Here is a 25,881-nt window from a genome sequence, read left to right on the forward strand (position 1 = left end):
CTTTATAATAGAGAGAAAAGCGTTTTTTTAATTTATTCTGATTCTTTTTTAGATAATTCAACACTACGATTTACGGCTGCTCCTAAACAATCTTCAAACATAGATACAATATCATATTGAGATAGGGCATCTAATCCTGCTTGTGTCGTACCACCTTTAGATGTGATATTCTTTCTTAATTGTTCCATGCTTAAATCAGAACGTTCAATCATCTTACTTGTACCGATAATTAAATTACGTATTGATTCCTCAACTTGATCTCTTTCTAAACCTAATTCAGTACCCGCTTTAACATATTGTTCAAAAACGTGATATAAGAATGCTGGACCGCTTCCTGTAATCGCTGTTACTTGATGTAAATGGTCTTCAGAAACTTCAATCACAGAACCAAATGCGTTAACCAATTCATTCACTTCGTCTTTTGATTTAGGACCAAAGTTGTTAGAGAAACTAATACCTGTAACTGAATGACCAACTTGTGCATTCGTATTCGGCATAATACGTGCTAAAGGATTATTAGTATTCAACTGTTCTCTAATATAGTCAATAGAAAGTCCTGCCATAATTGAAATAAAGCGATTGTCTTCTGTAATGTCATCTTTAATTCTTTCCGCTAAAGCTTCAAAATCATGAGGTTTTGTTCCTAAAAATACATAATCCGCATCTTTTAACAATTCTGCATCATCATAGCTGTAATTGACACCTAATCGTTCTGCAAAATCTTTTAAAGCTTGTTCATTTGATTTATTCGTTAAATAAATATCGTCAGCACCTAAATTACTTGAATTAATAATTCCAGTAAAAATAGCTTGTGCCATATTACCTGCGCCATAAAATACAAGTTTCATTTTAACCACATCACCTTCGTCATTTTTGATTATTGTTTTATCTTGCCTTAATATTATAAGTACATATTAACACATATCTTAATCAAGTAATATCTCACGTTCAAGCCCTGATATTACTTGATTTTTCTAATAAAAATTAGCGCAATAAACATGAATTAAACATTTAAAAAGGACGATGAAAATGATTGGTAAACATTACATAGTTACAGGTGGTACGAGCGGGTTAGGATTAGACATAGTTAAACAACTTCTAAAAAGAGGCGCACATGTAACTGTTCTAGCTAGAAATATAGAAAAGTTTAATCAAATTGATTTTCAAAATGATCAGAAGCATGTCAAAGGCATTCAATGCAATTTACAACATAGGGAAGACATTTCGCAATTAGAAGATAAAATCAACACGCCTGTCGACGGACTCATCTACAGTTCTGGATTAGGCTACTTCAAATCCATCGATAACTATACTGCAGAGGAAATGATTGAAACGTATGATGTCAATCTGATTGGTTTTAATTTGTTATACAAAGTTTTACGACCTCAATTTGTTCAACATGCACATATTATCGGAATATCCAGTCAAGCTGCGTTTGTAACACAAGCGAATGCGGCACATTACGGCGCATCTAAAGCAGCATTCAATGCCGTGTTAAATGCTTTACGCATTGAAGAGCCGCAATTTCATATCATGAGTGTCAATCCTGGTCCAATTGATACACCTTTCCATGAAAAGGCAGATCCGACACTTTCATTTTTTAACAAATATAAGTACATCATGATTGATTCAGAACAACTGGCTACACGTATAGTGGAAGGCATATTAAAGAACAAAGCGGAAATTAACCAACCTTCATGGATGCATCAATTATTGAAATTCTATCAACTTGCACCACGAACACTTGAAAGGTTATTGCCTAAATTCTTCAAAACTAAAGCGTAGGCTCACATTCACCTTTCTTAAAATATAAAAAAGCGAAGACGTTCTTAAGTCATGTGCACACAAAAGTAATATTTTTAATTCTACTCAGTGTGTTCATACCGGAACATCTTCGCTTATTAATTTATTTTAAATGTTGCGTATATTCTATATTTTTCACGCGGTCGCGTGCTGATTTGATTTGGTCTAAACTCACATCTTTATTAAAATTACGCACATTTTCTTCTAATTGTTCAACACTGCTTGCGCCCACAATAATTGAACCAAGTGCATCGTGAGAAGTTAAATATTTGAAAGAAAGGGCACTTAAATTACTTTCAATTTCTTTAACAGATGCAATGACTTCACCTAACTCATCATGCGTATAATCAAATATACCATCTTGGAATTTCTGGTCTAATGCATTCACACTATTAGATGTCAATAAACCTTTAAATACAGGTCCACGTGCAAGTACTTTAACTTGCTTTTCATGAACATCATCTAAAAGACTTTCTGGTCGATTATCAATTAAATTAAATTGAGACATCAATGTTTCGATTTGGCTATGCTTTAAATAGTAATCTATGACATTAGGTCGGATAGAAGAAATTCCATACGCACGAATGATACCTTCTTGTTTTAATTCATCAAATGCACTAATTGTTTCATCTAATGGATCATCAATAGTACCACCATGTAATTGGTATAAATCGATATGATCTAAACCTAATCGTTGAAGTGAACCTTTAACACCTTCTTTAATATGTTTCTTAGAAGGATCCCATGTTATGTTTCCATCGTCAGTTAGTCGATTGCCGACTTTCGTACCGATAACGATGTCATCACGATTTTGATATTTCTTTAATGCTTTTCCTACAATTTCTTCATTGATACCTTGATCATACATATCCGCTGTATCAAAATACGTGATTCCATTTTCAATTGCGCTTTCAATGATAGGTTGTGCTTTTTTATAATCTGTACCTAGACTCATGCAACCTAATCCAAGTTCAGAAATTTCGATGCCACTTTTCAAAATATTTTTTTGCAAGTCCATTCTCCTTTCGATACACTTTAACTGACGCATTCAGTTTACCAATTAATAAATATAAATAAAAGGGACGTGTTTTAATATGAGATTAAATGAAAAAACGATTGATAGAACTGTAATATATAATGGGAAGATTATCGATTTAGAAGTACATGATGTTGAATTACCCGATGGCAGTACCTCTAAACGTGAGCTAGTGTATCACAACGGTGCAGTTGCAGTATGTGCAGTTACACCTGAAAATGAAGTGCTCCTAGTCAAACAATTTAGAAAGCCTGCAGAAAAGCCTTTACTCGAAATACCAGCTGGCAAACTTGAAAAAGGCGAAGAACGAGAAGAAGCAGCAAAACGCGAACTACAAGAAGAAACAGGTTACATTGCATCTGATCTTGAATTCGTTACAGATATGTATGGTTCTCCAGGATTTTCAAGCGAAAAATTATCAATCTATTTCACAGATCAACTCACTGAAGGAGAAATGAACTTAGACGAAGATGAATTTGTAGAACTACATAAAGTGTCTATTGAGAATGTGAAAGCGATGCTAGAAAACAAGGAACTCGAGGATGCTAAAACGATTATCGCCTTACAGCATCTATTATTAAATTATAATCATTCTAAATAAGTATCGTAATCTCTTGCTTTTTATTGAGAATATTGATATTTTATTTAGTGAATCATAGATTAAATTAAAATGATTATAATTCTTAGTAGAGGAGTGAGGCTTCCGTGGAAGAACGTTTAAATCGCGTGAAGCAACAATTACAGCAATCATCTTATAAATTAACTCCACAACGAGAGGCGACAGTTAGAGTATTAATTGAAAACGAGAAAGATCATCTTAGTGCTGAAGATGTCTATTTAAAAGTAAAAGATAAAGCACCTGAAATTGGTTTAGCTACTGTATATAGAACTTTAGAACTCTTAGCAGAACTTAAAGTAGTAGATAAAATCAATTTCGGCGATGGCGTGGCACGCTTCGATTTACGTAAAGAAGGGGCTAAACACTTCCATCACCATTTAGTTTGCATGGAATGTGGGAAAGTAGACGAAATCGATGAAGACCTTTTGCCTGAAGTTGAGAATCGTGTGGAGAATGAATTTGATTTCAAAATTTTAGATCACCGACTCACTTTCCATGGTGTTTGTTCAGATTGCCAAGCGAAAGGTAAAGGCTAAGACCTTTCATTTTCATAATAAGCAATGCGTATTTAATTAAGTTAGAAAGAAGCCACCGCTTCAATAGAGGTGCTGACATGAATACAATTATCGAAGAATATTTAAATTTCATCCAAATCGAAAAGGGTTTGAGCAGTAATACGATTGGTGCGTACCGTAGAGATTTAAACAAATATAAAACGTATCTCGAGGAACGAAAGATTACACATATTGATTTCGTAGATCGCCAAGTGATTCAAGAATGTTTAGGTCATTTAATCGATTTAGGTCAATCGTCGAAATCATTAGCACGTTTTATCTCAACAATAAGAAGCTTTCACCAATTTGCATTAAGAGAAAAGTATGCAGCGAAAGACCCTACAGTTCTTATTGAGACACCTAAATATGAGAAGAAACTTCCTGATGTGCTTGAAGTACAAGAAGTTTTAGATTTACTAGAAACACCTGATTTAACTAAGAATAATGGCTACCGTGATCGTACGATGTTAGAACTGTTATATGCGACAGGGATGCGAGTATCTGAAATTATTCAATTGGAAGTAGAAGACGTTAATCTAATGATGGGGTTCGTTAGAGTCTTCGGTAAAGGGAATAAAGAACGAATTGTTCCTTTAGGTGATGCTGTAATTGAATATTTAACAACTTATATTGAAACGGTTCGCCCTCAATTATTGAAACAAACAGTAACACACGTGTTATTTCTCAATATGCACGGTAAACCACTATCTCGTCAGGGTATTTGGAAAATGATTAAACAAAACGGTATCAAAGCCAATATTAATAAAACATTAACACCACATACATTACGACATTCGTTTGCTACGCATTTACTTGAAAATGGCGCAGATTTGAGAGCTGTACAAGAAATGTTAGGCCATTCCGATATTTCGACCACACAATTGTACACTCACGTCTCTAAATCACAAATTAGAAAAATGTATAATCAATTCCATCCAAGGGCATAGTCTTAATTTAAAAGACCAATAAACGTATTGATAACATCACATCATCAAACGTTTATTGGTCTTTTAAAGTATGATAAGGTTGTTGCAATTTTTTATGACGAATTTGTTTCGCTTCTTCCCGAGCTTGAATAACTTCTGAACGGTCTCTTTTTAAATGATGGTGAACAATATACGGCTCTGATATGACAAATGATGTAAATACATAATCCGGATACACCTTTTTGATATATTGATTAAAGGATGTCTCCAAAGGCAACTTGACTGGGACAAATGATTGATTTTCCCTTAAAGATGTTATTTGATGTCGAATTAATTTTTTATAATTGTGGATGTCGAGATGTAATTGTTCTGAATCTGCAGCATTGCTAATGACAGAAAGAGACTTTTCATAAGATTTCAAAGCACCTTTATGATTACCGCGTCGATAATGATAACAAGCTGTCGCAAAGAGGATTAAACTCACGACGGCGTCATTTTTAGAAAAAGAGGGGTACGCTTTCCAAACTTCTTCTAAAATATCATGACACAGAAAGTAATGTTGGTTCTTATGAAATTGATAATAAAAATGAATTAACGCATCTTCCATAATCATTCACCCATAATTTAAAAGTTATATGTATTCATGCTATAATATTTGTGTGAAATATGCACTTAAGATGCAACATGAGATAGAGGTAGATACGATGTATGAAGTAAAACTCGATGCATTTAATGGGCCGTTAGACTTGTTATTGCATTTGATTCAAAAATTTGAAATTGATATTTATGATATTCCTATGAAAGCTTTAACCGAACAATATATGCAATATGTACACGCGATGAATCAACTTGAAATTAATATTGCAAGTGAATATTTAGTCATGGCGTCTGAACTTTTAATGATTAAAAGTAAGTTATTACTGCCTCAAACAAGTGTAGAAGATGACATAGAAGAAGACCCGCGTGAAGATTTAGTAGGACGCTTAATCGAATATCAAAATTATAAGGAATATACAGAAATATTGAATGATATGAAAAATGAACGTGATTGTTATTACACTAAGTATCCTACTGATTTATCTCATTTAGAAACAGATGAATCTTGGGATCCTAATCAAACGATTGATTTAACAGAACTCATCGTTGCATACCAAAGAGTAAAAAATAGAGTTGAACTTAATACACCTAAATCGGTCGAGATAAAAAAAGAAACATTTACGATTCAACAAGCAACTGAACAAGTTACAAATCGTTTGAAAGAACATGAATCATTTAATTTCTTTAGTTTGTTCACGTTTCATGAACCTGTGGAACAAGTGGTCACACACTTTTTAGCCATTTTAGAAATGTCTAAATCTGGCATCGTTAATATTAATCAACAACATCAATTTGAAGACATCGATATCATTAGAGGAGTGAATTACAACATTGGATAACCAAGGAATATTAGAAGCATTACTTTATACTTCTGGTGACGAAGGATTAGACCAAAAACAATTAATGGAGATATTAGATGTAGATAAAAATGAACTTGAAAATTTAATTCAATCTTATCAATCTTCAGGTTTGGTTATCCAAAAATTCGGTACGACGTATGTTTTAACAACAAAAAAAGATGCTTCTTCATACATTGAACAATTAATCGAGCAAAAATCTAAAATGAAATTATCCCAAGCTGCAATGGAAACACTGTCCATTATCGCTTATAACCAACCACTTACACGTAGCGATATTGAAATGATTAGAGGTATTAATTCTGACGGTGCAGTCAAGACACTCATTGCAAGAGGATTAGTAGAAGCTAAAGATGTCGATCATTCTAGGAGTCATCATTTAATTACGACGGATTTATTCTTAAATGTTTTTGGAATAGAAAATCTTGAAGCATTACCAACTACTGAAGAGGATGATGAAGAAATGGACGAATTCTTCAGTAATTTAGTCAACCAAAAAGGAGATTCAAATGAGTAAAGAACAAGAGAGATTACAAAAGAGGATAGCGAATAGCGGGTATACGTCACGACGCAAAGCTGAAACACTCATCACTGAAGGAAAGGTTAGTGTTAACGGGCAAGTCGTTACTGAGTTAGGAACAAAGGTCTCTAATTCAGATACAGTAGAAGTTGAAGGTATAAAGATAGAACAAGAAGATAAAATGTATATTCTATTTTACAAACCTACACAAGTCATCACGAGCGTTTCAGACGATCGTGGTCGCACGGTTGTAACAGATTATTTTGATGATATTGAAACACGTATTTATCCAGTAGGTCGTTTAGATTATGATACGTCTGGAATTTTACTTTTAACTAACGATGGGGAATTCACAAATTTAATGACACATCCTCGTTATCACATCAAAAAGAAATATGTCGCTAAACTCAAAGGTTATTTAATGAGAGAAGAAGTGAAAGAACTAGAAAAAGGTATCCAGTTAGAAGATGGATTTACACAACCTGCTCAAGTTAAAATCAAAAAGCAAGATAAAGAAAAGAATACAACCTTAGTTGAAATTACAATTAGCGAAGGAAGAAATAGACAAGTGCGTCGCATGTTCGAGCATTTTGGTCATCAAGTGAATAAATTAACACGTATTCAATTCGGGCCTTTAGATTTGAAAGGTTTAAATGCTGGTGAAGGACGCGTCTTAACCCCACACGAAGTAAAAACGTTAAGACATTTAGCGGAAAATGGTAAATAAACACAAATAATATGTTTTTACCAATAAGTTTGAGATTTTTTTCACAAAGTTTTATCTATCAATCACTTAATCTGTTCAACCTATGCTATAATAACAAATGAATTTGAACAGCATGTGTAGGAGGTATAAAGTATTATGGCTAACGAAATTTTAATCGTTGATGATGAAGACAGAATCAGAAGATTACTTAAATTATATTTAGAAAGAGAATCTTTTGAAATCCATGAAGCAAGTAATGGGAAAGAGGCTTATGAGCTTGCGATGGAGAATAACTATGCGTGCATTCTTTTAGATTTAATGCTTCCAGAAATGGATGGTATAGAAGTTGCTTCTAAACTAAGAGAACATAAAGAAACGCCTATTATTATGCTTACGGCTAAAGGTGAAGAGACAAATCGCGTTGAAGGATTTGAATCTGGTGCTGACGACTACATTGTTAAACCATTTTCACCACGAGAAGTCGTATTAAGAGTAAAAGCTTTATTAAGACGTACACAGTCTGCAAACTCTGAACAAAGCGAACCACATGCACGAGACATTATCGAATTTAATCATTTAGTTATTGATAATGACGCACATAGAGTACTTGCAGACAACGAACAGGTGAATTTAACACCTAAAGAGTATGAATTATTAATTTATTTAGCTAAGACACCAAATAAAGTGTTTGATCGTGAACAATTACTTAAAGAGGTTTGGCATTATGAATTTTATGGCGACTTGCGAACAGTGGATACACATGTTAAGCGTTTGAGAGAAAAATTAAATCGTGTGTCTAACGATGCAGCTCAAATGATACAAACTGTTTGGGGCGTCGGTTATAAATTCGAGGTTAAAGCCAGTGATGAACCGACTAAATAGTGTAGTTATAAAACTGTGGTTAACTATTATTTTAATAGTGGCGACAGTTTTAATTTTATTAAGTGTATCCTTAATCACATTTATCCAATATTATTTCACGCAAGAAACTGAAAATTCTATCAAAGAAGATGCCAAAAGAATTAGTTCACTCGTAGAGAAATCAAAAAATAAATCTCTTGCCATTCAAAACAGTCAAAAGTTAATAGATGGGCCTGGTGGACTTATAATTATGAAAGATTTTAATGATAAGCCAGCATCATCGTATAATAATACTAAAATTCAAATGCTTAAAGAAATTAAGCATAACGATAATTTTAAAAAGGTCTTCCAAAAAGGTGAATTTGAAACTCAAAATGTCACTATAAAAAATCATGGTGATACTCAGTCTTATATTCTCCTAGGTTATCCGATGAAAGCTCAAAAAGACGCACACGGTAAACATAGTGGTGTATTTATCTATAAAGACTTAAAATCTATCGAAGATACGAATAATGCTATTACAATTATCATTTTAATTACAGCTATTATCTTTATTGCTGCAAGCACCATTTTCGCATTTTTCCTATCTAATAAAATTACGAAACCACTTCGCCAATTAAAAACACAGGCTCAAAAAGTTTCAGAAGGTGATTATAGCCATATCTCATCAGTCAAAACCAAAGATGAAATAGGTGATTTATCAAGAGCTTTTAATAATATGAATTATGAAATTCAAGAACATATCGAAGCATTATCATCTTCTAAAAATATTAGAGATAGCCTTATCAATTCCATGGTTGAAGGGGTACTAGGCATAAATGATCAACGTGATGTCATAATATCAAATAAAATGGCTGATGATATCATCCATAAAATTGATGACTTTTCAAAAGAATTAATCGAAAAACAAATCGAACAAACGTTTAAATCTGAAGGTACAGAATTCCAAGAAATAGAAATTAATACGAGATATTACGTCTTTATCACAAGTTATATTAATCGCATTCAACCTAATGGCAGAAACGGTATCGTGGTGATTATCCGAGACATGACAAATGAACATAACTTGGATCAAATGAAGAAAGACTTTATCGCAAATGTCTCTCATGAATTACGTACACCTATATCATTGTTACAAGGTTACACTGAATCCATTGTTGATGGTGTTGTAACTGAACCAGACGAAATACGAGATTCTCTTGCTGTCGTGTTAGATGAATCTAAGCGTTTAAATCGTCTTGTCAACGAGTTACTAAATGTTGCACGCATGGATGCAGAAGGTTTATCAGTAGAGAAAGAAGTTCAACCCATTGATGACCTTTTAAATAAAATGAAAGCCAAATACCGAATGCAAGCTGAAGATTTAGATCTCACAATGGAATTTAATTCAGGCAATGATAATCAGTTGTGGGATTATGATATGGACCGCATGGACCAAGTTCTAACTAATCTGATTGACAATGCATCTAGATATACGCAACCTGGTGATACCATTGCAGTAACTACTGCCAAAGATAATCGTTATAACATCTTATATATTAGTGACACTGGAACGGGTATTGCACCCGAACATTTACAACAAGTCTTTGACCGCTTCTACAAAGTTGACGCTTCCCGTAAACGCGGTAAACAAGGTACAGGTTTAGGACTCTTTATTTGTAAAATGATTATCGAAGAACATGGTGGTAAAATTGAAGTTGAAAGTGAACTAGGTAAAGGCACGACATTTATTATTAAATTGCCTCAACCACACATTAAAAATAACTAAGCAGAGTCGTTGAGTTTATAGATTTTATCGTGTAATATAAATTTTAAATAAAATCATTATAAATATTCATCTTCGGGGTAGGGTGTAATTCCCAACCGGCAGTAATTTAAGCCTGCGACGAAGTGAAGTAAGAAACATATATTTTATTTCACTTCTTGATTCAGTGAAAATCTGAAGCCGACAGTATAGTCTGGATGGGAGAAGATGGAGGTTTTTTGTTGTGCAAATTTCCTCCTTTTCTGTGCAAGATGAATGGAAGGAGAAAATTGAATATGCAACAAAATAAACGTTTAATTACCATTAGTATGTTAAGTGCGGTTGCGTTTGTGTTAACTTTCATTAAGTTTCCAATACCTTTCTTACCACCGTATTTAACATTAGATTTTAGTGATGTTCCAACATTACTTGCTACATTCATTTTAGGACCGCTCGCAGGTGTAATCGTGGCTCTCATTAAAAACATCTTAAATTTTCTATTTAACATGAGTGACCCAGTAGGTCCAGTAGCGAATTTCTTAGCAGGGGTAAGTTTCTTGTTATCTGCTTACTATGTTTATGTGAGAAAACGTAGATCACGTTCATTAATAAATGGATTAATTGTTGGTACCATTGTGATGACAATTGTATTAAGTATCCTCAATTATTTCGTGTTACTTCCTTTATATGGAATGATCTTCAATTTAGGTGACGTTGTGAAAAACGTCAAAATTGTGATTGTTTCTGGAGTGATTCCATTTAATATTATCAAAGGTATCGTCATTTCAGTTATCTTTGTTTTACTATATAGACGTCTTAAAAATATTTTAAAATAAAACACATACTCTCTATGCTAAGTTAAATCAACGTTTCTTAGTTTAGAGAGCATTCTTTATATACATATATTGATTACATCATAAGTAAGATAATAGATAAAATTTTTAATTAACTAAAAAAGCTCGAATCCTTAAACAAAATTAAGAATCCGAGCATATCTATTATTCAAATTTAAGCGCGTCACCATCAAATGGTTCGTCTTCAATTTTAATTGAGTCTGTTGGACAACCTTCTAATGCGTCTTCCATATCTTCGTACAACTCTTCTGGCACTTCTGCAGTACCTTGGTTATCATCAAGGATTACGAAAGCAATACCTTCGTCGTCGTAATCATAAATATCTGGAGCTGCTGCACCACATGCACCACATGCGATACATGTATCCATATCAACGATTGTATATTTAGCCATTTTCATTCGCCTCCTTTGATAAAAATGCTACACTAGTATTGCTAATACAATTGTAGACATCGACATTTTTCATTTCAATATATTCGTTTTATAGAGTGAGGTTTTAATTTGAACCATATATTATTTTATGCCATTAATCATGCATATAACTACAAAACAAATAAAAGCATTTATAATATTTTAATAGGCAAGAAGTCTCATCAAACGTTTTTTGATGCTTCGAGCCAACAACTTTTGTCATTATATCATAGTTTACCCAATTTAAAATATCCTACTTTTGAGCGATTTATACTCCAAATGGATGATTTTGAAAGTAAATTTACAATTAAAACAAATTCTCGTTATACATATGATAGTTTAATTCAAACATTTAGTTGTATACAACTGCTTATTCAAACTTTATCACATACACGTAAACAATCTTTTAAATTTATACCCGCAGTTCAAAACACTTTTATTCAACAAAAAGTTAAACAACTATATAGTCACATTAAGACAAATCATTTAGAAGAAGATTTGATCAAAGAAATTTACTTACTTTTCGAGACAATTCAAAAGAAGCACAACACGAATTATCTTCATTATTATTTACAAGGTTACGATGAACCTATGTATACAAGACAACAAATTAGTCTAATCGAAGAGATGAAGCAATCTGAACTATTTGAAATTGAAATGGTTCAACTTATTGATTTAATAGAAGAAATTGAACATGAGTTAAGATATCCAATACTGTCCCAAACTCTGATCTTACCACCATTGTTAAATCAAACCTACTTAAGTTATCAAAAACTGCGTTCTGGAATGACTATGAAAGAGATTGCTGAACGTCAAAATGTTAAAATTAATACAGTCGAAGACCACGTATTAGAAATTTTCATCAAAGGTTACCAAAAAGATTATTCTACTTATATAGAAGAAACGAGACTCAAACAGTTTGTGTCGTATTATAATAATCATAAAGGATTAAGATTAAGAGAATATAAGAACAAATTTGAAGATTTGACTTATTTTCAAATTAAATTAGTGATTGTAGGTATTGAGCGAGGCGATTTAAATGCTAGAGGATAAACTGAAAGACTGGTTTGGATTTAAAACTTTCAAGCCCGGCCAAAAAGATATTATACAAAGCGTCTTAGAAGGCAAGCATACATTAGGCATACTTCCAACTGGCAGTGGGAAAAGTTTATGTTATCAATTCCCAACATATCTTATCGAAAAGCCAACGCTAGTCATCTCACCACTTATTTCACTGATGGATGATCAAGTGATGCAAATGAAGTTAAACGGTGAATCGCAAGTTGCCTATATACATTCTGGAATGGACGAAGTTGAAAAAAGAAATAATATCAAACGGCTTCCACAAAGTCGCTTTATATATTTGAGTCCAGAATACATTTTACAACCACAAAACTTTAAATTAATTTCCCGTATTGATTTTGGTCTTATTGTGTTAGATGAAGCACATTGCTTATCGGAATGGGGATATGATTTTAGACCTCATTATGCTTTAATTGGTCAGATTATCTCACATTTTAAGCATGCTCGTGTGCTTGCATTAACTGCAACTGCACCACCTCATCTAGATGAGGATTTAACTCAAATACTTAATGTGAAACTTAACGTGATTAAGACAAGTATGAGTCGCGAGAATATTTCTTTACAACATAGAAATTTTAATGATGATGATGAGAAAATAGAATGGCTTATTCCATTTTTAAATTATTCGGGCCCTACAATTATCTACATATCTTCTAAGAAAAAATGTTTAGAACTCGCAAATTTAATATATGATGCAGGATTTTTAACAGGGATTTATCACGGAGATTTAAGTTATCAAGAACGACAGACCGTACAACAACAGTTTTTAAACAATGACATACCCGTTATCGTCGCAACAAGTGCATTTGGAATGGGCATTAATAAAAAAGATATACGCACCGTGATTCATTTCCATCTTTCTTCAAGTCCATCAAACTATTTACAAGAAATTGGTCGTGCTGGACGAGATGGTAAATTGAGTCAGGCCATAAGTTTATATCAACCTGATGATCGCTTTTTATTAGAAACTTTATTGTTTACAGATATGATTACTGATGAAGATATTTCAATGTTTGAATTAGGTGATTTCTTACCTCCTGATAAGAAAGAAATCTTGGAAACGTTGTATCGACAATTTTCTGTGAGTGAGCTTAGAAGTATTTTCAAAAAGTCATACCAACGTAAACGTTTAGGCTATATGCGTATGCTTGGATATAAAGATATAGACCAATGTCGTCGCAACTATTTACTGGAATTCTTTAATGAACATCCAGACAAACCAAATCAATGTTGTGATAATGATACCGATTTGAAGGAAATTAAAAATTTTAATCGTAAAAAAGTGAAAAGAAAAATGACTTATGAAGAAAAACTCAAAAATTTGTTTGAACCCTAGCTATCACTTTACTTAAAGAAATTTATCAAGCTATAATTAATGTGTAATACCAATATAAATGTGTTAAATAATTTTAAAATTCATACATATTCACGTGATGACGTGGGTATAGAAATTGTAACGTTAATAATTTCATAAAACAAAGAAAGGATGATGCTTGTGTCTAACAATAATTTTAAAGATGATTTTGAAAAAAATCGTCAATCTATTGATCCAGAAGAACACAATAATCGTACAAATGAAGAACAACAAGATGAAACAAAAGAAAATGTAGAGGATAAATCAAATCAACAATTTCCTCCAAGAAACGCGCAACGTCGTAAAAGACGCAGAGATGTTGCAACAAATCATAACAAACATGAAGATGATAATAACGAACACTCACAAAATAGCAATAATTCATTAGATGACCGTTATGATGAAACTTCATTACATAATGGTGAAAATGATAATTACGACACAGCATCTCGTTCTAATGATAATGGTGCGCACGCAAACCGTTCTAGTAACGATAAGCAAAACGAACAAGGCGCTCAAGATGATAGACTTGTTAGTGGTAAAGATGCAACGATTGCTGGAGGTGCTGCTGGAGCAGGAGCTACTGGAAAGGCTTCAAAAGAGGCTAACAAAAAATCTGGAGCTCGTCCTGGCCCGAAAGTAAATGAAGGCCATAATAATGACCTTACAGACGATCATGAACGTCGTTCTAATAATCATCACGAAAGCAACGATGAAAACGCTGTGCATGATTCAAAAGAGGATAACCATTCTTCTAATAAAGGCAAAAAAGCTGCAGCAACTGGCGCAGGAGTAGCTGGCGCTGCAGGCGTGGCTGGTGCAGCTAAACATCATCATGATAAAAAAGAAGAAAATCATTCTGATAGAAATACGAGCCGTGAACAGCATCATGACAACGAAAATGACCGTTATAGAAATGATGAAACGACCCATGATAATCATGAACATGATAAAAAGTCTGGCAAAGGTAAGAAAACTGCCGCTGTAGGTGCTGGGGCTGCAGGTGCTGCCGGAGCTGCTGGTTTAGCGAAGCATGAACATGATAAACACAAAAATGGTGACAAACGTGGTGATCATAGACAACACGATGATAGAAACCAACATAGAGATGAACAACGTCGTCAACATCATCACGAAGATAATCATGATGGTAAGAAAAAAGGTGGATTAATGAAAATATTATTACCACTTATCGCCGCTGTACTTATCCTTGGTGCCATTGCTATCTTTGGCGGTATGGCATTAAATAACCATAATGATAGTAAAAATGATGATAACAAAGTTTCTGATCAAAGTAAGAAAGATTCAGACAAGAAAGATAATGACAAAGATAAAGCAGCTAGTGACAAAGATAAAGACAAAAATAAAGATAAATCATCTTCAGATAACAATTCATCAAGCTCAAATAGTAATGCATCTGGATCAGATGAAAATGGTAATAACTCAAATAGCGATAACCAAAACGGCACAACTAATAACCAAAACCAAGGTACTCAAAACCAAAACAATCAACAAAACAATGGTAATGCAGCACAAGGGAATAATGGCCAACAAAATAAACAAGGTCAACAATCACACACTGTAAATGGACAAGAAAATCTATATCGTATCGCAATCCAATATTATGGTAGTGGTACTCAAGAAAATGTTGACAAAATTAAACGTGCAAATGGATTAAACAGTAATAACATCCATAACGGCCAAACATTAGTTATTCCTCAATAAAACGATTTTAATCGATAATGATTAACGTCCTCTTAGTTCACGCTGAGAGGGCGTTTTTTATATTGCATGAAATTTTCCTGATTTTATACAATTCATGCTTAGCTAAATTAAGTAATAACTGATATAATGATTTGGTGATTAAAGGAGGGCAAATCATGCAAAGAGTTGAAAGCATTATTATTGGTGGTGGCCCATGTGGTTTAAGTGCTGCGATTGAGCAAAAGAAAAAAGGTATCGAAACGTTAGTTATTGAAAAAGGGAACGTTGTAGAATCAATCTACAATTATCCAACACATCAAACTTTCTTTTCATCAAGTGACAAATTAAGCATTGGTGATATTCCATTTATTGTTGAAGAAAGTAAACCAAGACGTAATCAAGCACTCGTTTATTACAGAGAAGTAGTGAAACATCATCAATTAAATATCCATCCATTCGAGGAAGTTTTAACAGTTAAAAAGATTGATAACAAATTTACAATCACTACGACAAAAGATGTCTATGAATGTAAATTTTTAACAGTTGCAACAGGTTATTATGGTCAACATAATACTTTAGAAGTTGAAGGTGCCGAATTACCAAAAGTATTCCATTACTTTAAAGAAGCACATCCTTACTTCAACCAAAATGTTGTAATCATTGGTGGTAAAAATTCTGCTGTAAATGCTGCACTAGAATTAGAAAAAGCAGGCGCAAATGTGACAGTCATTTATCGTGGAGAAAGATATCCCAAGGCAATTAAACCTTGGATATTACCAAATTTCGAGTCATTAGTTACTCATGAAAAGATTACAATGGAATTTAACGCGAACGTGACTCAGATTACTGAAGATACAGTCACTTATGAAAAGGATGGCCGTACAATTGAAATCGATAACGATTACGTATTTGCAATGATAGGTTATCATCCTGATTATGAATTCTTAAAATCAATCGGAATTGAAATCAATACGAACGAATACGGTACAGCACCAGTTTACAATCGTGAGACGTATGAAACGAATGTAGAAAACTGTTATATTGCAGGTGTGATTGCTGCAGGAAATGATGCAAATACTATTTTCATTGAAAACGGTAAGTATCATGGTGGAATCATTACTCAAAGTATTCTTAGTAAGAAACAAACACCTCTAGAAACTTAAGTTAAATCATTTACACATATCAATTCGTATATTAATCCATTTAGGTATAACAAATCCCTCAGAAAGTTTTAATATTTTCTGAGGGATCATTTTTATTTATTCCATACATTTTATTATTATAGTTGCCATGATTTTTCGTAATTATACAAATTAGAATTTATTCTTCAAAGTATGCTTTAAGTTTCTGATGATTCATATCTTGACTTAAACCAACTAATAATTTAAGTCGTGCTTTAGGTCCGTTTAATCCATTTGAAAAGATGACTCCCTTTTCAAATAAATCAAAACCGCCACCTTCATAAGCATATACTGGGCTAACAATACCATTAAATGATCTTGAAACAAGTACAATCGGGATGCCCTTATCAAGACAATGCTGAAGTCCAGATAAACATGTCGCAGGGAGATTTCCTTGTCCGAGTGCTTCAATAACTAAACCATCTATTTCTTGATTAGCATAGAAATCTAATAAGTCACTTTCCATTCCCATATAGGCTTTGATAAGTGGCACTTTAAGTTGATGATTAATTGATTTAAAGGAAGTTTGTCGATATGGATGATTATGAAATTGCACTCGGTCTTTTGTTAATACACCAAGCGGACCATGATTAGGACTTTGGAATGTATTAATATTTGAAGTATGCGTTTTCGTTACATTTCGCGCTGTATGAATTTCATCATTAAAGACGACCATGACTCCTTTTCCTAAAGCAGCATCTGAAGAGGCAACTCTAATTGCTGAAATAAAATTATATAAACCATCTGACCCAATTTCATTAGACGATCTCATTGCACCGGTAATAACTACAGGCTCATCAATATCTAATAATAGGTCTAATAAAAAGGCCGTTTCCTCGAGTGTATCCGTCCCATGAGTAACAACATAGCCATCATAATCATTATTATTCACGCATTGAATAATCGTTTCTCTAAGTCGTGTGACATTCTTTGTCGTCATGTGAGGAGAAGGCACATTGAGTAAATGTGTTTCTTCAACTTCAGCATATTGATTAATAATATCTTGATGTTGGGAAATAGGATTTTCCTCGTTGGTAACAACTTTGTTTGTAGCATCTTGTGACATACTAATTGTACCGCCAGTATGTATAACAAGGAGTCTTTTCATAATCTTTCCTCCTATTAATTTTTTACTTTTTTATGATAAAATAAGATTTACAAAACAACAAGGAAGGTTAATTAATAATGAGTTCAATCAATATTGCATTAGATGGACCAGCAGCTGCAGGTAAGAGCACAATTGCGAAACAAGTTGCCAGTCGTCTAACTATGATATATGTTGATACAGGAGCAATGTATCGTGCCATTACATATAAATATTTACAAAATGGCAAACCTGAAAATTTCGATGAATTAATTCAAAATACTGAATTAGAATTAACTTATGATAAAGAAAAAGGTCAAAGAATAATTTTAGACGGTCAAGATGTGACAGACTACTTAAGAGAGAATGACGTCACAAATCATGTTTCTTACGTTGCTTCAAAAGAACCTGTACGTTCGTTTGCAGTTAAAATTCAAAAAGATTTAGCTGCTAAAAAAGGAATAGTGATGGACGGCAGGGATATTGGTACTGTCGTGTTACCAAACGCCGAACTCAAAGTTTATATGATTGCATCAGTTGAAGAACGTGCTGAACGCCGTCAAAAGGAAAATGAGTTACGTGGTATTGATTCTAATTTAGAACAACTTAAACAAGAAATTGAAGATCGCGACCATTATGATATGAATCGCGAAATTTCTCCGCTGAAGAAAGCAGACGATGCAATTACTTTAGATACAACCGGGAAATCAATTGAAGAAGTTACAAACGAAATTTTAGAAATGGTTGAAAACTTAAAATAAATTTAAAGCTTAAAGACTATGATAGTGTATCTTATTGGTACGTCATCATAGTCTTTTTAAGCATATCGGTTTAATTAAGTATTAATATTATATATAATTAACTTGGAAAATAAGATTTGCATCTGTGATTAGTTACTAACTATATTTTTTCAAAATTATAATTTAACATATCTTAATAAGTGATGGTCATTCAAACTATATAGTCGAGTAAAATTACGTGTTTAAAAATGATGCATTTCAATTCGTTAATAAACTATATCAATTTTAGGTAATGAACCAAATGTTGACAGAAGCAATTTTAAGATAAAGTAAACCATGTTAAGATTGCCCGTTTGAAAGTAGAATTTCTTGACAATTCTGTCAGTTTATAAGATGTTATAATTATGTAGTGTTTAAGGAGGCAAACAAGATGACTGAAGAATTCAATGAATCAATGATTAATGACATTAAAGAGGGTGACAAAGTCACTGGTGAAGTTCAACAAGTTGAAGATAAACAAGTTGTTGTGCACATTAATGGAGGTAAGTTTAACGGTATCATCCCAATTAGCCAACTTTCTACTCACCACATCGAGAGCCCAAGTGAAGTAGTGAAAGTCGGCGATGAAGTTGAAGCTTACGTCACTAAAATTGAGTTCGATGAAGAAAATGACTCAGGTGCATACATTTTATCTAAAAGACAACTTGAAACTGAAAAATCATATGAATACTTACAAGAAAAACTTGATAATGATGAAGTGATTGAAGCTGAAGTTACTGAAGTAGTTAAAGGCGGCTTAGTCGTAGATGTTGGTCAAAGAGGATTCGTACCAGCTTCACTAATTTCAACTGATTTCATTGAAGATTTCTCTGTATTTGATGGACAAACAATCCGCATTAAAGTGGAAGAATTAGATCCTGAGAACAATAGAGTCATTTTAAGCCGTAAAGCTGTAGAACAAGCTGAAAACGATGTTAAAAAAGCATCGCTATTAGATTCACTTAGCGAAGGCGATGTGATTGATGGTAAAGTGGCTCGCCTAACTAACTTCGGTGCTTTCATTGATATTGGTGGTGTGGATGGTTTAGTTCACGTATCCGAATTATCTCATGAACATGTTCAATCACCAGAAGAAGTGGTATCAGTTGGTGACGAAGTAAAAGTTAAAGTTAAATCTGTTGAGAAAGATTCTGAACGTATTTCATTATCTATTAAAGATACTTTACCAACACCTTTTGAAAATATTAAAGGTAAATTCCACGAAGATGACGTGATTGAAGGTACTGTAGTACGTCTAGCTAACTTTGGTGCATTTGTAGAGATTGCACCTGCAGTACAAGGCTTAGTTCACATTTCTGAAATCGATCATAAACATATCGGTTCACCAAGTGAAAAATTAGAACCAGGTCAACAAGTAAATGTTAAAATTTTAGGTATTGATGAAGAAAATGAACGAATTTCATTATCTATCAAAGCAACATTACCTAAAGAAGATGTGATTGAAAGTGATGAATCCACAACTCAATCTTATCTAGACAACGATAACGATGAAGACAATCCAACTTTAGGTGATGTTTTCGGAGATAAATTTAAAGACCTTAAATTCTAATAGTAATAATTAAATTTCTTGTATATTGTATGTTACAAACTCCAATTAAGTCTTAGAACAATGAATGCGTTCTTTGAACATTAATTGGGGTTTTATTTTTTAAAATTTAAAAACAACAATATACATACTCACATATCATCAATGCGACTTACTCCAGTTTTGAATACGCGCATTCATGTGATAAAATTATAGAGATTAAGAAAGAGAGGAAGTTACCTTATGACTAAACCTATAGTGGCAATTGTGGGTAAACCTAACGTTGGGAAATCTACAATTTTTAATAGAGTGGTCGGTGAGCGTGTATCAATTGTTGAAGATACTCCAGGCGTAACACGAGACCGAATTTACTCGTCAGGTGAATGGTTAACTCATGAATTTAATATCATCGATACAGGTGGTATTGAAATTGGAGATGCACCTTTCCAAACACAAATACGTGCACAAGCAGAAATCGCGATTGATGAAGCGGATGTTATCATTTTTATGGTAAACGTAAGGGAAGGTCTGACTCAAAGTGATGAAATGGTTGCACAAATGTTGTATAAATCTAAGAAACCTGTAGTTCTAGCAGTGAATAAAGTCGACAATCCAGAAATGCGAAATGATATTTATGATTTCTATTCATTAGGTTTCGGAGATCCGTATCCCATTTCAGGCTCACACGGCCTAGGCCTTGGGGATTTATTAGATGCTGTGGTGGAGAACTTTGGCGAAGAAACTGAAGATCCATATGACGAAGATACAATTAGATTGTCTATTATTGGTAGACCTAATGTGGGAAAATCTAGTCTAGTTAATGCAATTTTAGGTGAAGAACGTGTTATCGTTTCTAATGTTGCAGGTACGACGAGAGATGCAGTCGATACAGAATATACATATGAAGATCAGGATTATGTATTAATTGATACTGCCGGTATGCGTAAGAAAGGTAAAGTTTATGAATCCACTGAAAAGTACTCCGTTTTACGCGCATTAAAAGCAATCGAACGATCAAATGTAGTCCTCGTTGTTATAGATGCTGAACAAGGGATTATCGAACAAGACAAACGTGTAGCAGGATATGCACACGAAGAAGGTAAAGCTATCGTCATTGTTGTAAATAAATGGGATACAGTTGAAAAAGATAGTAAAACGATGAAGAAGTTTACTGAAGACGTTAGAAATGAATTTCAATTCTTAGATTATGCTCAAATTGCATTCGTTTCTGCTAAAGAGAGCTTACGTTTGAGAACACTTTTCCCATATATCAAGGAAGCAAGTGAAAATCATAAGAAACGTGTACAAAGCTCAACACTTAACGAAGTGGTAACCGATGCAATCTCAATGAATCCAACACCTACTGATAAAGGTAGAAGATTAAATGTATTTTACACGACGCAAGTTGCGATCGAACCTCCAACATTTGTTGTGTTCGTCAACGATGTAGAATTAATGCACTTCTCTTACAAACGTTACTTAGAGAACCAAATTAGAGATGCATTTGGATTTGAAGGAACACCAATCCATATTATTCCTAGAAAAAGAAATTAATCAACAAAGGGGATTTAAAGATGACAAAGATTACAGTATTTGGTATGGGTAGTTTTGGTACTGCACTAGCTAATGTCTTAGCACAAAATGGTCACGATGTATTAATGTGGGGTAAAAATAACGATAGTGTAGAAGAATTAAATACACACCACATGAATAAGAACTATTTAAAAGAAGCAAAATTAGAAGAATCTATTCAAGCGACGACAGATCTTAAACAAGCTACACAATTCTCAGATATTTTTCTTATGGCATTACCTACAAAAGCAATGAGAGAAGTCGCTTCAAACATAGATGAAATGCTTGAATCGAAGAAAACATTTATCCATGTTGCTAAAGGTATTGAGAATGGGACGTTCAAACGTGTATCTGAGATGTTAGAAGATTCTATTTCACCAGAGCATAATGCTGGTATTGGAGTGCTTTCTGGTCCAAGTCACGCTGAAGAAGTTGTAATTAAACAACCAACAACTGTAGCAGCATCTTCTAAAGATAAGAAGATTAGTGCTTTAATTCAAGATTTATTTATGAATGACTATCTTAGAGTCTACACAAACAACGACCTTGTCGGCGTAGAACTTGGTGGTGCACTAAAAAATATTATTGCTGTCGCAAGTGGTATTGTTGCAGGTATGGGCTTTGGAGATAATGCTAAGGCTGCATTAATGACACGTGGATTAGCAGAAATTAGTCGCTTAGGCGAAAAGTTAGGCGCTGACCCTATGACTTTCTTAGGTTTAGGTGGTATAGGCGATTTAATAGTTACATGTACGTCAACACATTCTCGAAATTTCACACTTGGTTATAAATTAGGCCAAGGTAAAACAATGGACGATGCATTAAAAGAAATGAACATGGTTGTTGAAGGTGTTTACACTACAAAATCTGTTTATCACTTAGCTAAAGAAGAAAATGTAGATATGCCAATTACAAGTGCATTGTATCGAGTATTATTCGAAGATATACCTGTTAAAGATAGTGTTAAAGAATTGATGGGAAGAGATAAAAAAGCTGAATAATTAGTGTATTATTACTATTTTTGAGCGAATATTTATAAATTTAATTGCAAATCGCGTAAAATCAACGTTTCTGTTGTATAAATCGTTGCGATGACAGTAATCAGTGTGTTAAAGTCATAGCATAATGATATCAAGCATATCATTATAAAACCTCAGGAGGTGAATTCATAATGAATAAAACTGATTTAATTAATGCAGTTGCAGAACAAGCAGACTTAACTAAAAAAGAAGCTGGTTCAGCAGTTGACGCTGTTTTCGAATCAATCCAAAACTCACTTGCTAAAGGTGAAAAAGTACAATTAATCGGTTTCGGTAACTTCGAGGTACGTGAACGTGCTGCTCGTAAAGGCCGTAACCCTCAAACAGGTAAAGAAATTGACATCCCTGCAAGTAAAGTACCAGCATTCAAAGCTGGTAAAGCATTAAAAGATGCTGTTAAATAATTTTACTTACAAAAAGCCCCTCAGGGGCTTTTTTAATTATTTTAGAACGCCTAATTTTTAAAAATTATAGGCGTTCTTATGCATTAGTCATTAGACTAATGTAATCCTTTATATTTTTTAAAATATAGGCGTTCCAATTATATAACATTTAATCTGAACCTATGAAGGCCCACAATGTAATAGGTTCATTTTTTTACATAACTAAATATAAATGTGATTTTTACAACCTAACATATAAATAGATGCGTAATTACTACAAAAGAACAACTCCTATAGATTTTATTTTCATACATATAATGTTACTATTAGTTATGATAATATCGTGAGGTGTGAACATGGAAACGACAATAAGCAAACTAAACAGACAAATAGAACATAAGCTTAAAGGGATTAATGATTATGAATCAATACATATTAATTCATCTTTAAGTGCTTTATTAGATTCATATCAAATTCCTGAGATAGCTAAACTTGCTTGCCTCACTATTGACACTTCAATGCGTCATTTAGATGATATTACTAAAAATAACTTATCAAAGAACGCAATTTTAATAGGTGATTTATTAAGTGCTCATTATTATACCTTGCTAGCAGAAATGGATGATCCTTCATATCAATTAAATATGAGTAAAGCTATAGTAAAAGTGAATGAGCTTAAATCTTCGCTTCATCAACACGCCCTGCCTAAACGAGACATGAATGAAGCTATCATCGATATTGAAGTGCTATTCCCATATATTACGATTTCTCATTTCAAAGATGACGTTGATAAATTCGTTTTATTTGAAGACTTAACTTCAAAATATGATGGTTATTATCCATCATATTTAAAACAATATACGAAAGATGCAATTGATCAATTTTTCAAAGATATTAATCAAAGCTATACAAAAAGAAGAGGTAATGAACATGGCTGAAAATCAAGCAAAAAAAGAACAAGTACATACAGTTTTTCAAAATATTTCGCAAAAATACGATAGATTAAATAATATTATTAGCTTTGAACAGCACAAAGTTTGGAGAAAACATGTGATGAAAGACATGCGTGTCGAAGAAGGTAGCAAAGCCCTAGACGTATGTTGTGGCACAGCTGACTGGACAATTGCGCTAAGTAAAGCAGTAGGTGACAGCGGTCAAGTGACTGGTTTAGACTTCAGTGAAAATATGCTCGAAGTTGGTAAGGAAAAAACGGCTTCATTAAATAACGTTGAACTTGTACATGGTGATGCGATGAATTTACCATTTGAAGACAATACATTCGATTACGTGACTGTAGGATTTGGACTTAGAAACGTCCCTGATTATTTAGGCGCATTAAAGGAAATGCACCGTGTACTTAAACCAGGCGGTAAGGTCGTATGTCTTGAAACAAGTCAACCAACATTACCAGTATTTAAACAAGTTTACAGTCTTTACTTTAAATTTGTTATGCCTATTTTCGGAAAAATGTTCGCAAAATCAAAAGAAGAGTATGAATGGTTACAACAATCGACATTTAATTTTCCTGATAAACAAACGTTGAAACGTTTATTCTTTGAAGCAGGATTAAACGATATCAAAGTACGTAGCTTTACAGGTGGCGTTGCTGCAATGCACCTTGGCTATAAAGAAAAAGATTCTACCAAAGGTGATTAACGTGGCAAAGTTAAACATTAATAACGAAATTAAAAAGGTTGAAGACCGTCTACAACATGCGATTAAAAGTTCTGATCAAACTTTAGAGGATGCTGCTTTCCATTTATTATCTTCAGGTGGTAAAAGGGTTAGACCTGTTTTTGTTATTTTAAACAGTCAATTCGGTGATAGTAAAGACACTTCAGAGAATACGTATCGCGTTGCCGTAGCTTTAGAACTTATTCATATGGCGACTTTAGTTCACGACGATGTTATAGATAAGAGCGACAAGAGACGTGGACGTCCTACGATTTCTAAGAAATGGGATCAAACGACAGCCATTTTGACAGGTAACTTTTTACTTGCTTTAGGTCTTCAACATTTATCTGAAATTAAAGATAGCCGTGTACATAACATCATCTCTAAATCTATCGTTGATGTATGTAAGGGTGAATTGTTCCAATTCCAAGATCAATTTAATAGCGACCAAAATATCACTAATTATTTGCGACGTATCAACCGTAAAACTGCGTTGTTGATTCAACTAGCCACTGAAGTTGGCGCTCTAACTTCTAATGCTTCAGACGAAGTGGTTCGTAAATTAAAAATGATTGGTCATTATATTGGAATGAGTTTCCAAATCATTGATGACGTATTAGATTTCACAAGTTCTGAAAAGAAATTAGGCAAACCTGTAGGGAGTGACCTCATGAATGGTCATATTACTTTGCCTGTACTTTTAGAAATGAGAAAAGATCAAGCGTTCAAACAAAAAGTTGCTGATTTAAACCCTGAAAGCCCACAATCAGCATTTGATGAATGTATCGAAACGATCAGAACATCACAAAGCATTGAAGAGTCAAAAGTTATAAGCGAAAAATATTTAAATAAAGCAATTAAGCTTATTGACGAGTTAGAGGACAACCCAAATAAAGCACTATTTAGAAAATTAATTAAAAAAATGGGCAGTAGAAATAAGTAAGTTCTGTGACAAGAGTTGAAAGCGTTTTACTATCCTGTTACTATGGAAAG

General features: G+C 33.4%; 27 protein-coding genes and 1 riboswitch. Of the genes, 22 read left to right on the forward strand and 5 right to left on the reverse strand.

Translation table 11 applies throughout. The features are described 5' to 3' along the window. Positions 1–32: 32 nt before the first annotated feature. Entirely contained in the window at positions 33–848 is an 816-nt protein-coding gene (gene proC / locus JMUB898_RS06890; protein WP_002443011.1) for a pyrroline-5-carboxylate reductase, read from the reverse strand. Positions 849–1,029: 181 nt separating this feature from the next. Between proC and JMUB898_RS06895 the strand changes: the two genes are divergently transcribed. After that, on the forward strand, positions 1,030–1,785 hold the full coding sequence (locus JMUB898_RS06895; protein ID WP_037541469.1) for an SDR family NAD(P)-dependent oxidoreductase: 756 nt from the start codon (positions 1,030–1,032) through the stop codon (positions 1,783–1,785). 121 nt (positions 1,786–1,906) lie between these two features. Here the strand turns inward: JMUB898_RS06895 and JMUB898_RS06900 are convergent, their stop codons facing one another. Further along, positions 1,907–2,815: an aldo/keto reductase gene (locus tag JMUB898_RS06900; RefSeq protein ID WP_037541468.1), complete on the reverse strand. Its 909-nt coding sequence runs from the start codon at positions 2,813–2,815 to the stop codon at positions 1,907–1,909. Between the two features lie 82 nt (positions 2,816–2,897). On the opposite strand from JMUB898_RS06900, the gene JMUB898_RS06905 reads away from it, so the two are divergent. The 3 genes from JMUB898_RS06905 (at position 2,898) to xerD (ending at position 4,959) form a co-directional block, all read left to right on the forward strand. Continuing rightward, positions 2,898–3,440: an NUDIX domain-containing protein gene (locus tag JMUB898_RS06905; RefSeq protein ID WP_002443005.1), complete on the forward strand. Its 543-nt coding sequence runs from the start codon at positions 2,898–2,900 to the stop codon at positions 3,438–3,440. Positions 3,441–3,544: 104 nt separating this feature from the next. Further along, positions 3,545–3,994, forward strand: a complete 450-nt coding sequence (gene fur, locus JMUB898_RS06910) for a ferric iron uptake transcriptional regulator (protein WP_002443003.1) — start codon at positions 3,545–3,547, stop codon at positions 3,992–3,994. Between the two features lie 77 nt (positions 3,995–4,071). Next, on the forward strand, positions 4,072–4,959 hold the full coding sequence (gene xerD / locus JMUB898_RS06915; protein WP_002443002.1) for a site-specific tyrosine recombinase XerD: 888 nt from the start codon (positions 4,072–4,074) through the stop codon (positions 4,957–4,959). A 52-nt stretch (positions 4,960–5,011) separates the two neighbouring features. Here xerD and JMUB898_RS06920 read toward each other — a convergent pair whose 3' ends face one another. Further along, positions 5,012–5,545, reverse strand: coding sequence for a DUF309 domain-containing protein (locus JMUB898_RS06920; RefSeq protein WP_037541466.1), 534 nt, complete (start codon positions 5,543–5,545; stop codon positions 5,012–5,014). Between the two features lie 97 nt (positions 5,546–5,642). Here JMUB898_RS06920 and JMUB898_RS06925 point away from each other — a divergent pair, with 97 nt between their 5' ends. From JMUB898_RS06925 to JMUB898_RS06950, 6 genes are all read left to right on the forward strand, one after another. Continuing rightward, a complete protein-coding gene (locus tag JMUB898_RS06925) occupies positions 5,643–6,374 on the forward strand; it encodes a segregation and condensation protein A (RefSeq protein WP_037541465.1) in 732 nt (243 codons plus the stop codon). Further along, positions 6,367–6,909: an SMC-Scp complex subunit ScpB gene (gene scpB / locus JMUB898_RS06930; RefSeq protein ID WP_002442997.1), complete on the forward strand. Its 543-nt coding sequence runs from the start codon at positions 6,367–6,369 to the stop codon at positions 6,907–6,909. The genes JMUB898_RS06925 and scpB overlap by 8 nt, the downstream gene beginning before the upstream one ends. Next, positions 6,902–7,639: a pseudouridine synthase gene (locus JMUB898_RS06935; RefSeq protein ID WP_002442995.1), complete on the forward strand. Its 738-nt coding sequence runs from the start codon at positions 6,902–6,904 to the stop codon at positions 7,637–7,639. Before scpB ends, JMUB898_RS06935 begins: the two co-directional genes overlap by 8 nt. 135 nt (positions 7,640–7,774) lie before the next feature. Continuing rightward, a complete protein-coding gene (locus JMUB898_RS06940; protein ID WP_002442993.1) occupies positions 7,775–8,500 on the forward strand; it encodes a response regulator transcription factor in 726 nt (241 codons plus the stop codon). Further along, positions 8,484–10,247: an ATP-binding protein gene (locus tag JMUB898_RS06945; protein WP_002442991.1), complete on the forward strand. Its 1,764-nt coding sequence runs from the start codon at positions 8,484–8,486 to the stop codon at positions 10,245–10,247. Before JMUB898_RS06940 ends, JMUB898_RS06945 begins: the two co-directional genes overlap by 17 nt. A gap of 64 nt (positions 10,248–10,311) precedes the next feature. Then, a riboswitch (FMN riboswitch) is annotated at positions 10,312–10,457 on the forward strand. A 62-nt stretch (positions 10,458–10,519) separates the two neighbouring features. Further along, a complete protein-coding gene (locus JMUB898_RS06950) occupies positions 10,520–11,059 on the forward strand; it encodes an ECF transporter S component (RefSeq protein ID WP_037541463.1) in 540 nt (179 codons plus the stop codon). 162 nt (positions 11,060–11,221) lie between these two features. Here the strand turns inward: JMUB898_RS06950 and JMUB898_RS06955 are convergent, their stop codons facing one another. Continuing rightward, positions 11,222–11,470 carry a ferredoxin gene (locus JMUB898_RS06955; RefSeq protein ID WP_002433578.1) on the reverse strand — a complete coding sequence of 83 codons (249 nt, stop codon included), beginning with the start codon at positions 11,468–11,470 and terminating at the stop codon, positions 11,222–11,224. Positions 11,471–11,578: 108 nt separating this feature from the next. Here JMUB898_RS06955 and JMUB898_RS06960 point away from each other — a divergent pair, with 108 nt between their 5' ends. The 4 genes from JMUB898_RS06960 to ypdA all read left to right on the forward strand — a co-directional run bounded on the left by JMUB898_RS06960 (position 11,579) and on the right by ypdA (position 16,792). After that, complete coding sequence (locus JMUB898_RS06960) at positions 11,579–12,541, forward strand: YpbB family protein (RefSeq protein WP_037541461.1); 963 nt, start codon at positions 11,579–11,581, stop codon at positions 12,539–12,541. Next, positions 12,528–13,907, forward strand: coding sequence for a RecQ family ATP-dependent DNA helicase (locus JMUB898_RS06965; RefSeq protein WP_002442984.1), 1,380 nt, complete (start codon positions 12,528–12,530; stop codon positions 13,905–13,907). Before JMUB898_RS06960 ends, JMUB898_RS06965 begins: the two co-directional genes overlap by 14 nt. Positions 13,908–14,066: 159 nt before the next feature. Beyond that, positions 14,067–15,650, forward strand: coding sequence for an elastin-binding protein EbpS (gene ebpS / locus JMUB898_RS06970; protein WP_037541460.1), 1,584 nt, complete (start codon positions 14,067–14,069; stop codon positions 15,648–15,650). Positions 15,651–15,805: 155 nt separating this feature from the next. Beyond that, positions 15,806–16,792 carry a bacillithiol disulfide reductase YpdA gene (gene ypdA, locus JMUB898_RS06975; RefSeq protein ID WP_126514789.1) on the forward strand — a complete coding sequence of 329 codons (987 nt, stop codon included), beginning with the start codon at positions 15,806–15,808 and terminating at the stop codon, positions 16,790–16,792. Positions 16,793–16,949: 157 nt separating this feature from the next. On the opposite strand, the gene JMUB898_RS06980 is transcribed toward ypdA, so the two are convergent. Continuing rightward, on the reverse strand, positions 16,950–17,918 hold the full coding sequence (locus JMUB898_RS06980) for an asparaginase (protein ID WP_002442978.1): 969 nt from the start codon (positions 17,916–17,918) through the stop codon (positions 16,950–16,952). Between the two features lie 77 nt (positions 17,919–17,995). Here JMUB898_RS06980 and cmk point away from each other — a divergent pair, with 77 nt between their 5' ends. The 8 genes from cmk (at position 17,996) to JMUB898_RS07020 (ending at position 25,831) form a co-directional block, all read left to right on the forward strand. Then, on the forward strand, positions 17,996–18,655 hold the full coding sequence (gene cmk / locus JMUB898_RS06985) for a (d)CMP kinase (RefSeq protein ID WP_002442977.1): 660 nt from the start codon (positions 17,996–17,998) through the stop codon (positions 18,653–18,655). Positions 18,656–19,064: 409 nt separating this feature from the next. Continuing rightward, the gene (gene rpsA, locus JMUB898_RS06990; RefSeq protein ID WP_037541457.1) at positions 19,065–20,243 is read left to right on the forward strand and encodes a 30S ribosomal protein S1; all 1,179 of its coding nucleotides are present in this window, start codon (positions 19,065–19,067) and stop codon (positions 20,241–20,243) included. 219 nt (positions 20,244–20,462) lie between these two features. Then, positions 20,463–21,773: a ribosome biogenesis GTPase Der gene (gene der, locus JMUB898_RS06995; RefSeq protein WP_002442974.1), complete on the forward strand. Its 1,311-nt coding sequence runs from the start codon at positions 20,463–20,465 to the stop codon at positions 21,771–21,773. 20 nt (positions 21,774–21,793) lie between these two features. After that, positions 21,794–22,792 carry an NAD(P)H-dependent glycerol-3-phosphate dehydrogenase gene (locus JMUB898_RS07000; RefSeq protein ID WP_002442972.1) on the forward strand — a complete coding sequence of 333 codons (999 nt, stop codon included), beginning with the start codon at positions 21,794–21,796 and terminating at the stop codon, positions 22,790–22,792. A 170-nt stretch (positions 22,793–22,962) separates the two neighbouring features. Beyond that, complete coding sequence (locus JMUB898_RS07005) at positions 22,963–23,235, forward strand: HU family DNA-binding protein (RefSeq protein WP_001043863.1); 273 nt, start codon at positions 22,963–22,965, stop codon at positions 23,233–23,235. 335 nt (positions 23,236–23,570) lie between these two features. Further along, positions 23,571–24,152, forward strand: coding sequence for a hypothetical protein (locus JMUB898_RS07010; RefSeq protein WP_002442970.1), 582 nt, complete (start codon positions 23,571–23,573; stop codon positions 24,150–24,152). Next, entirely contained in the window at positions 24,145–24,870 is a 726-nt protein-coding gene (locus tag JMUB898_RS07015) for a demethylmenaquinone methyltransferase (protein ID WP_037541456.1), read from the forward strand. The genes JMUB898_RS07010 and JMUB898_RS07015 overlap by 8 nt, the downstream gene beginning before the upstream one ends. A gap of 1 nt (position 24,871) precedes the next feature. After that, positions 24,872–25,831 (forward strand): heptaprenyl diphosphate synthase component 1, encoded by a 960-nt coding sequence (locus JMUB898_RS07020; RefSeq protein ID WP_172594857.1) that lies wholly within the window; start codon positions 24,872–24,874, stop codon positions 25,829–25,831. The last annotated feature ends 50 nt before the right edge of the window (positions 25,832–25,881 follow it).

Source organism: Staphylococcus caprae (assembly GCF_003966625.1).
Taxonomy (GTDB): Bacteria; Bacillota; Bacilli; order Staphylococcales; family Staphylococcaceae; genus Staphylococcus; species Staphylococcus caprae.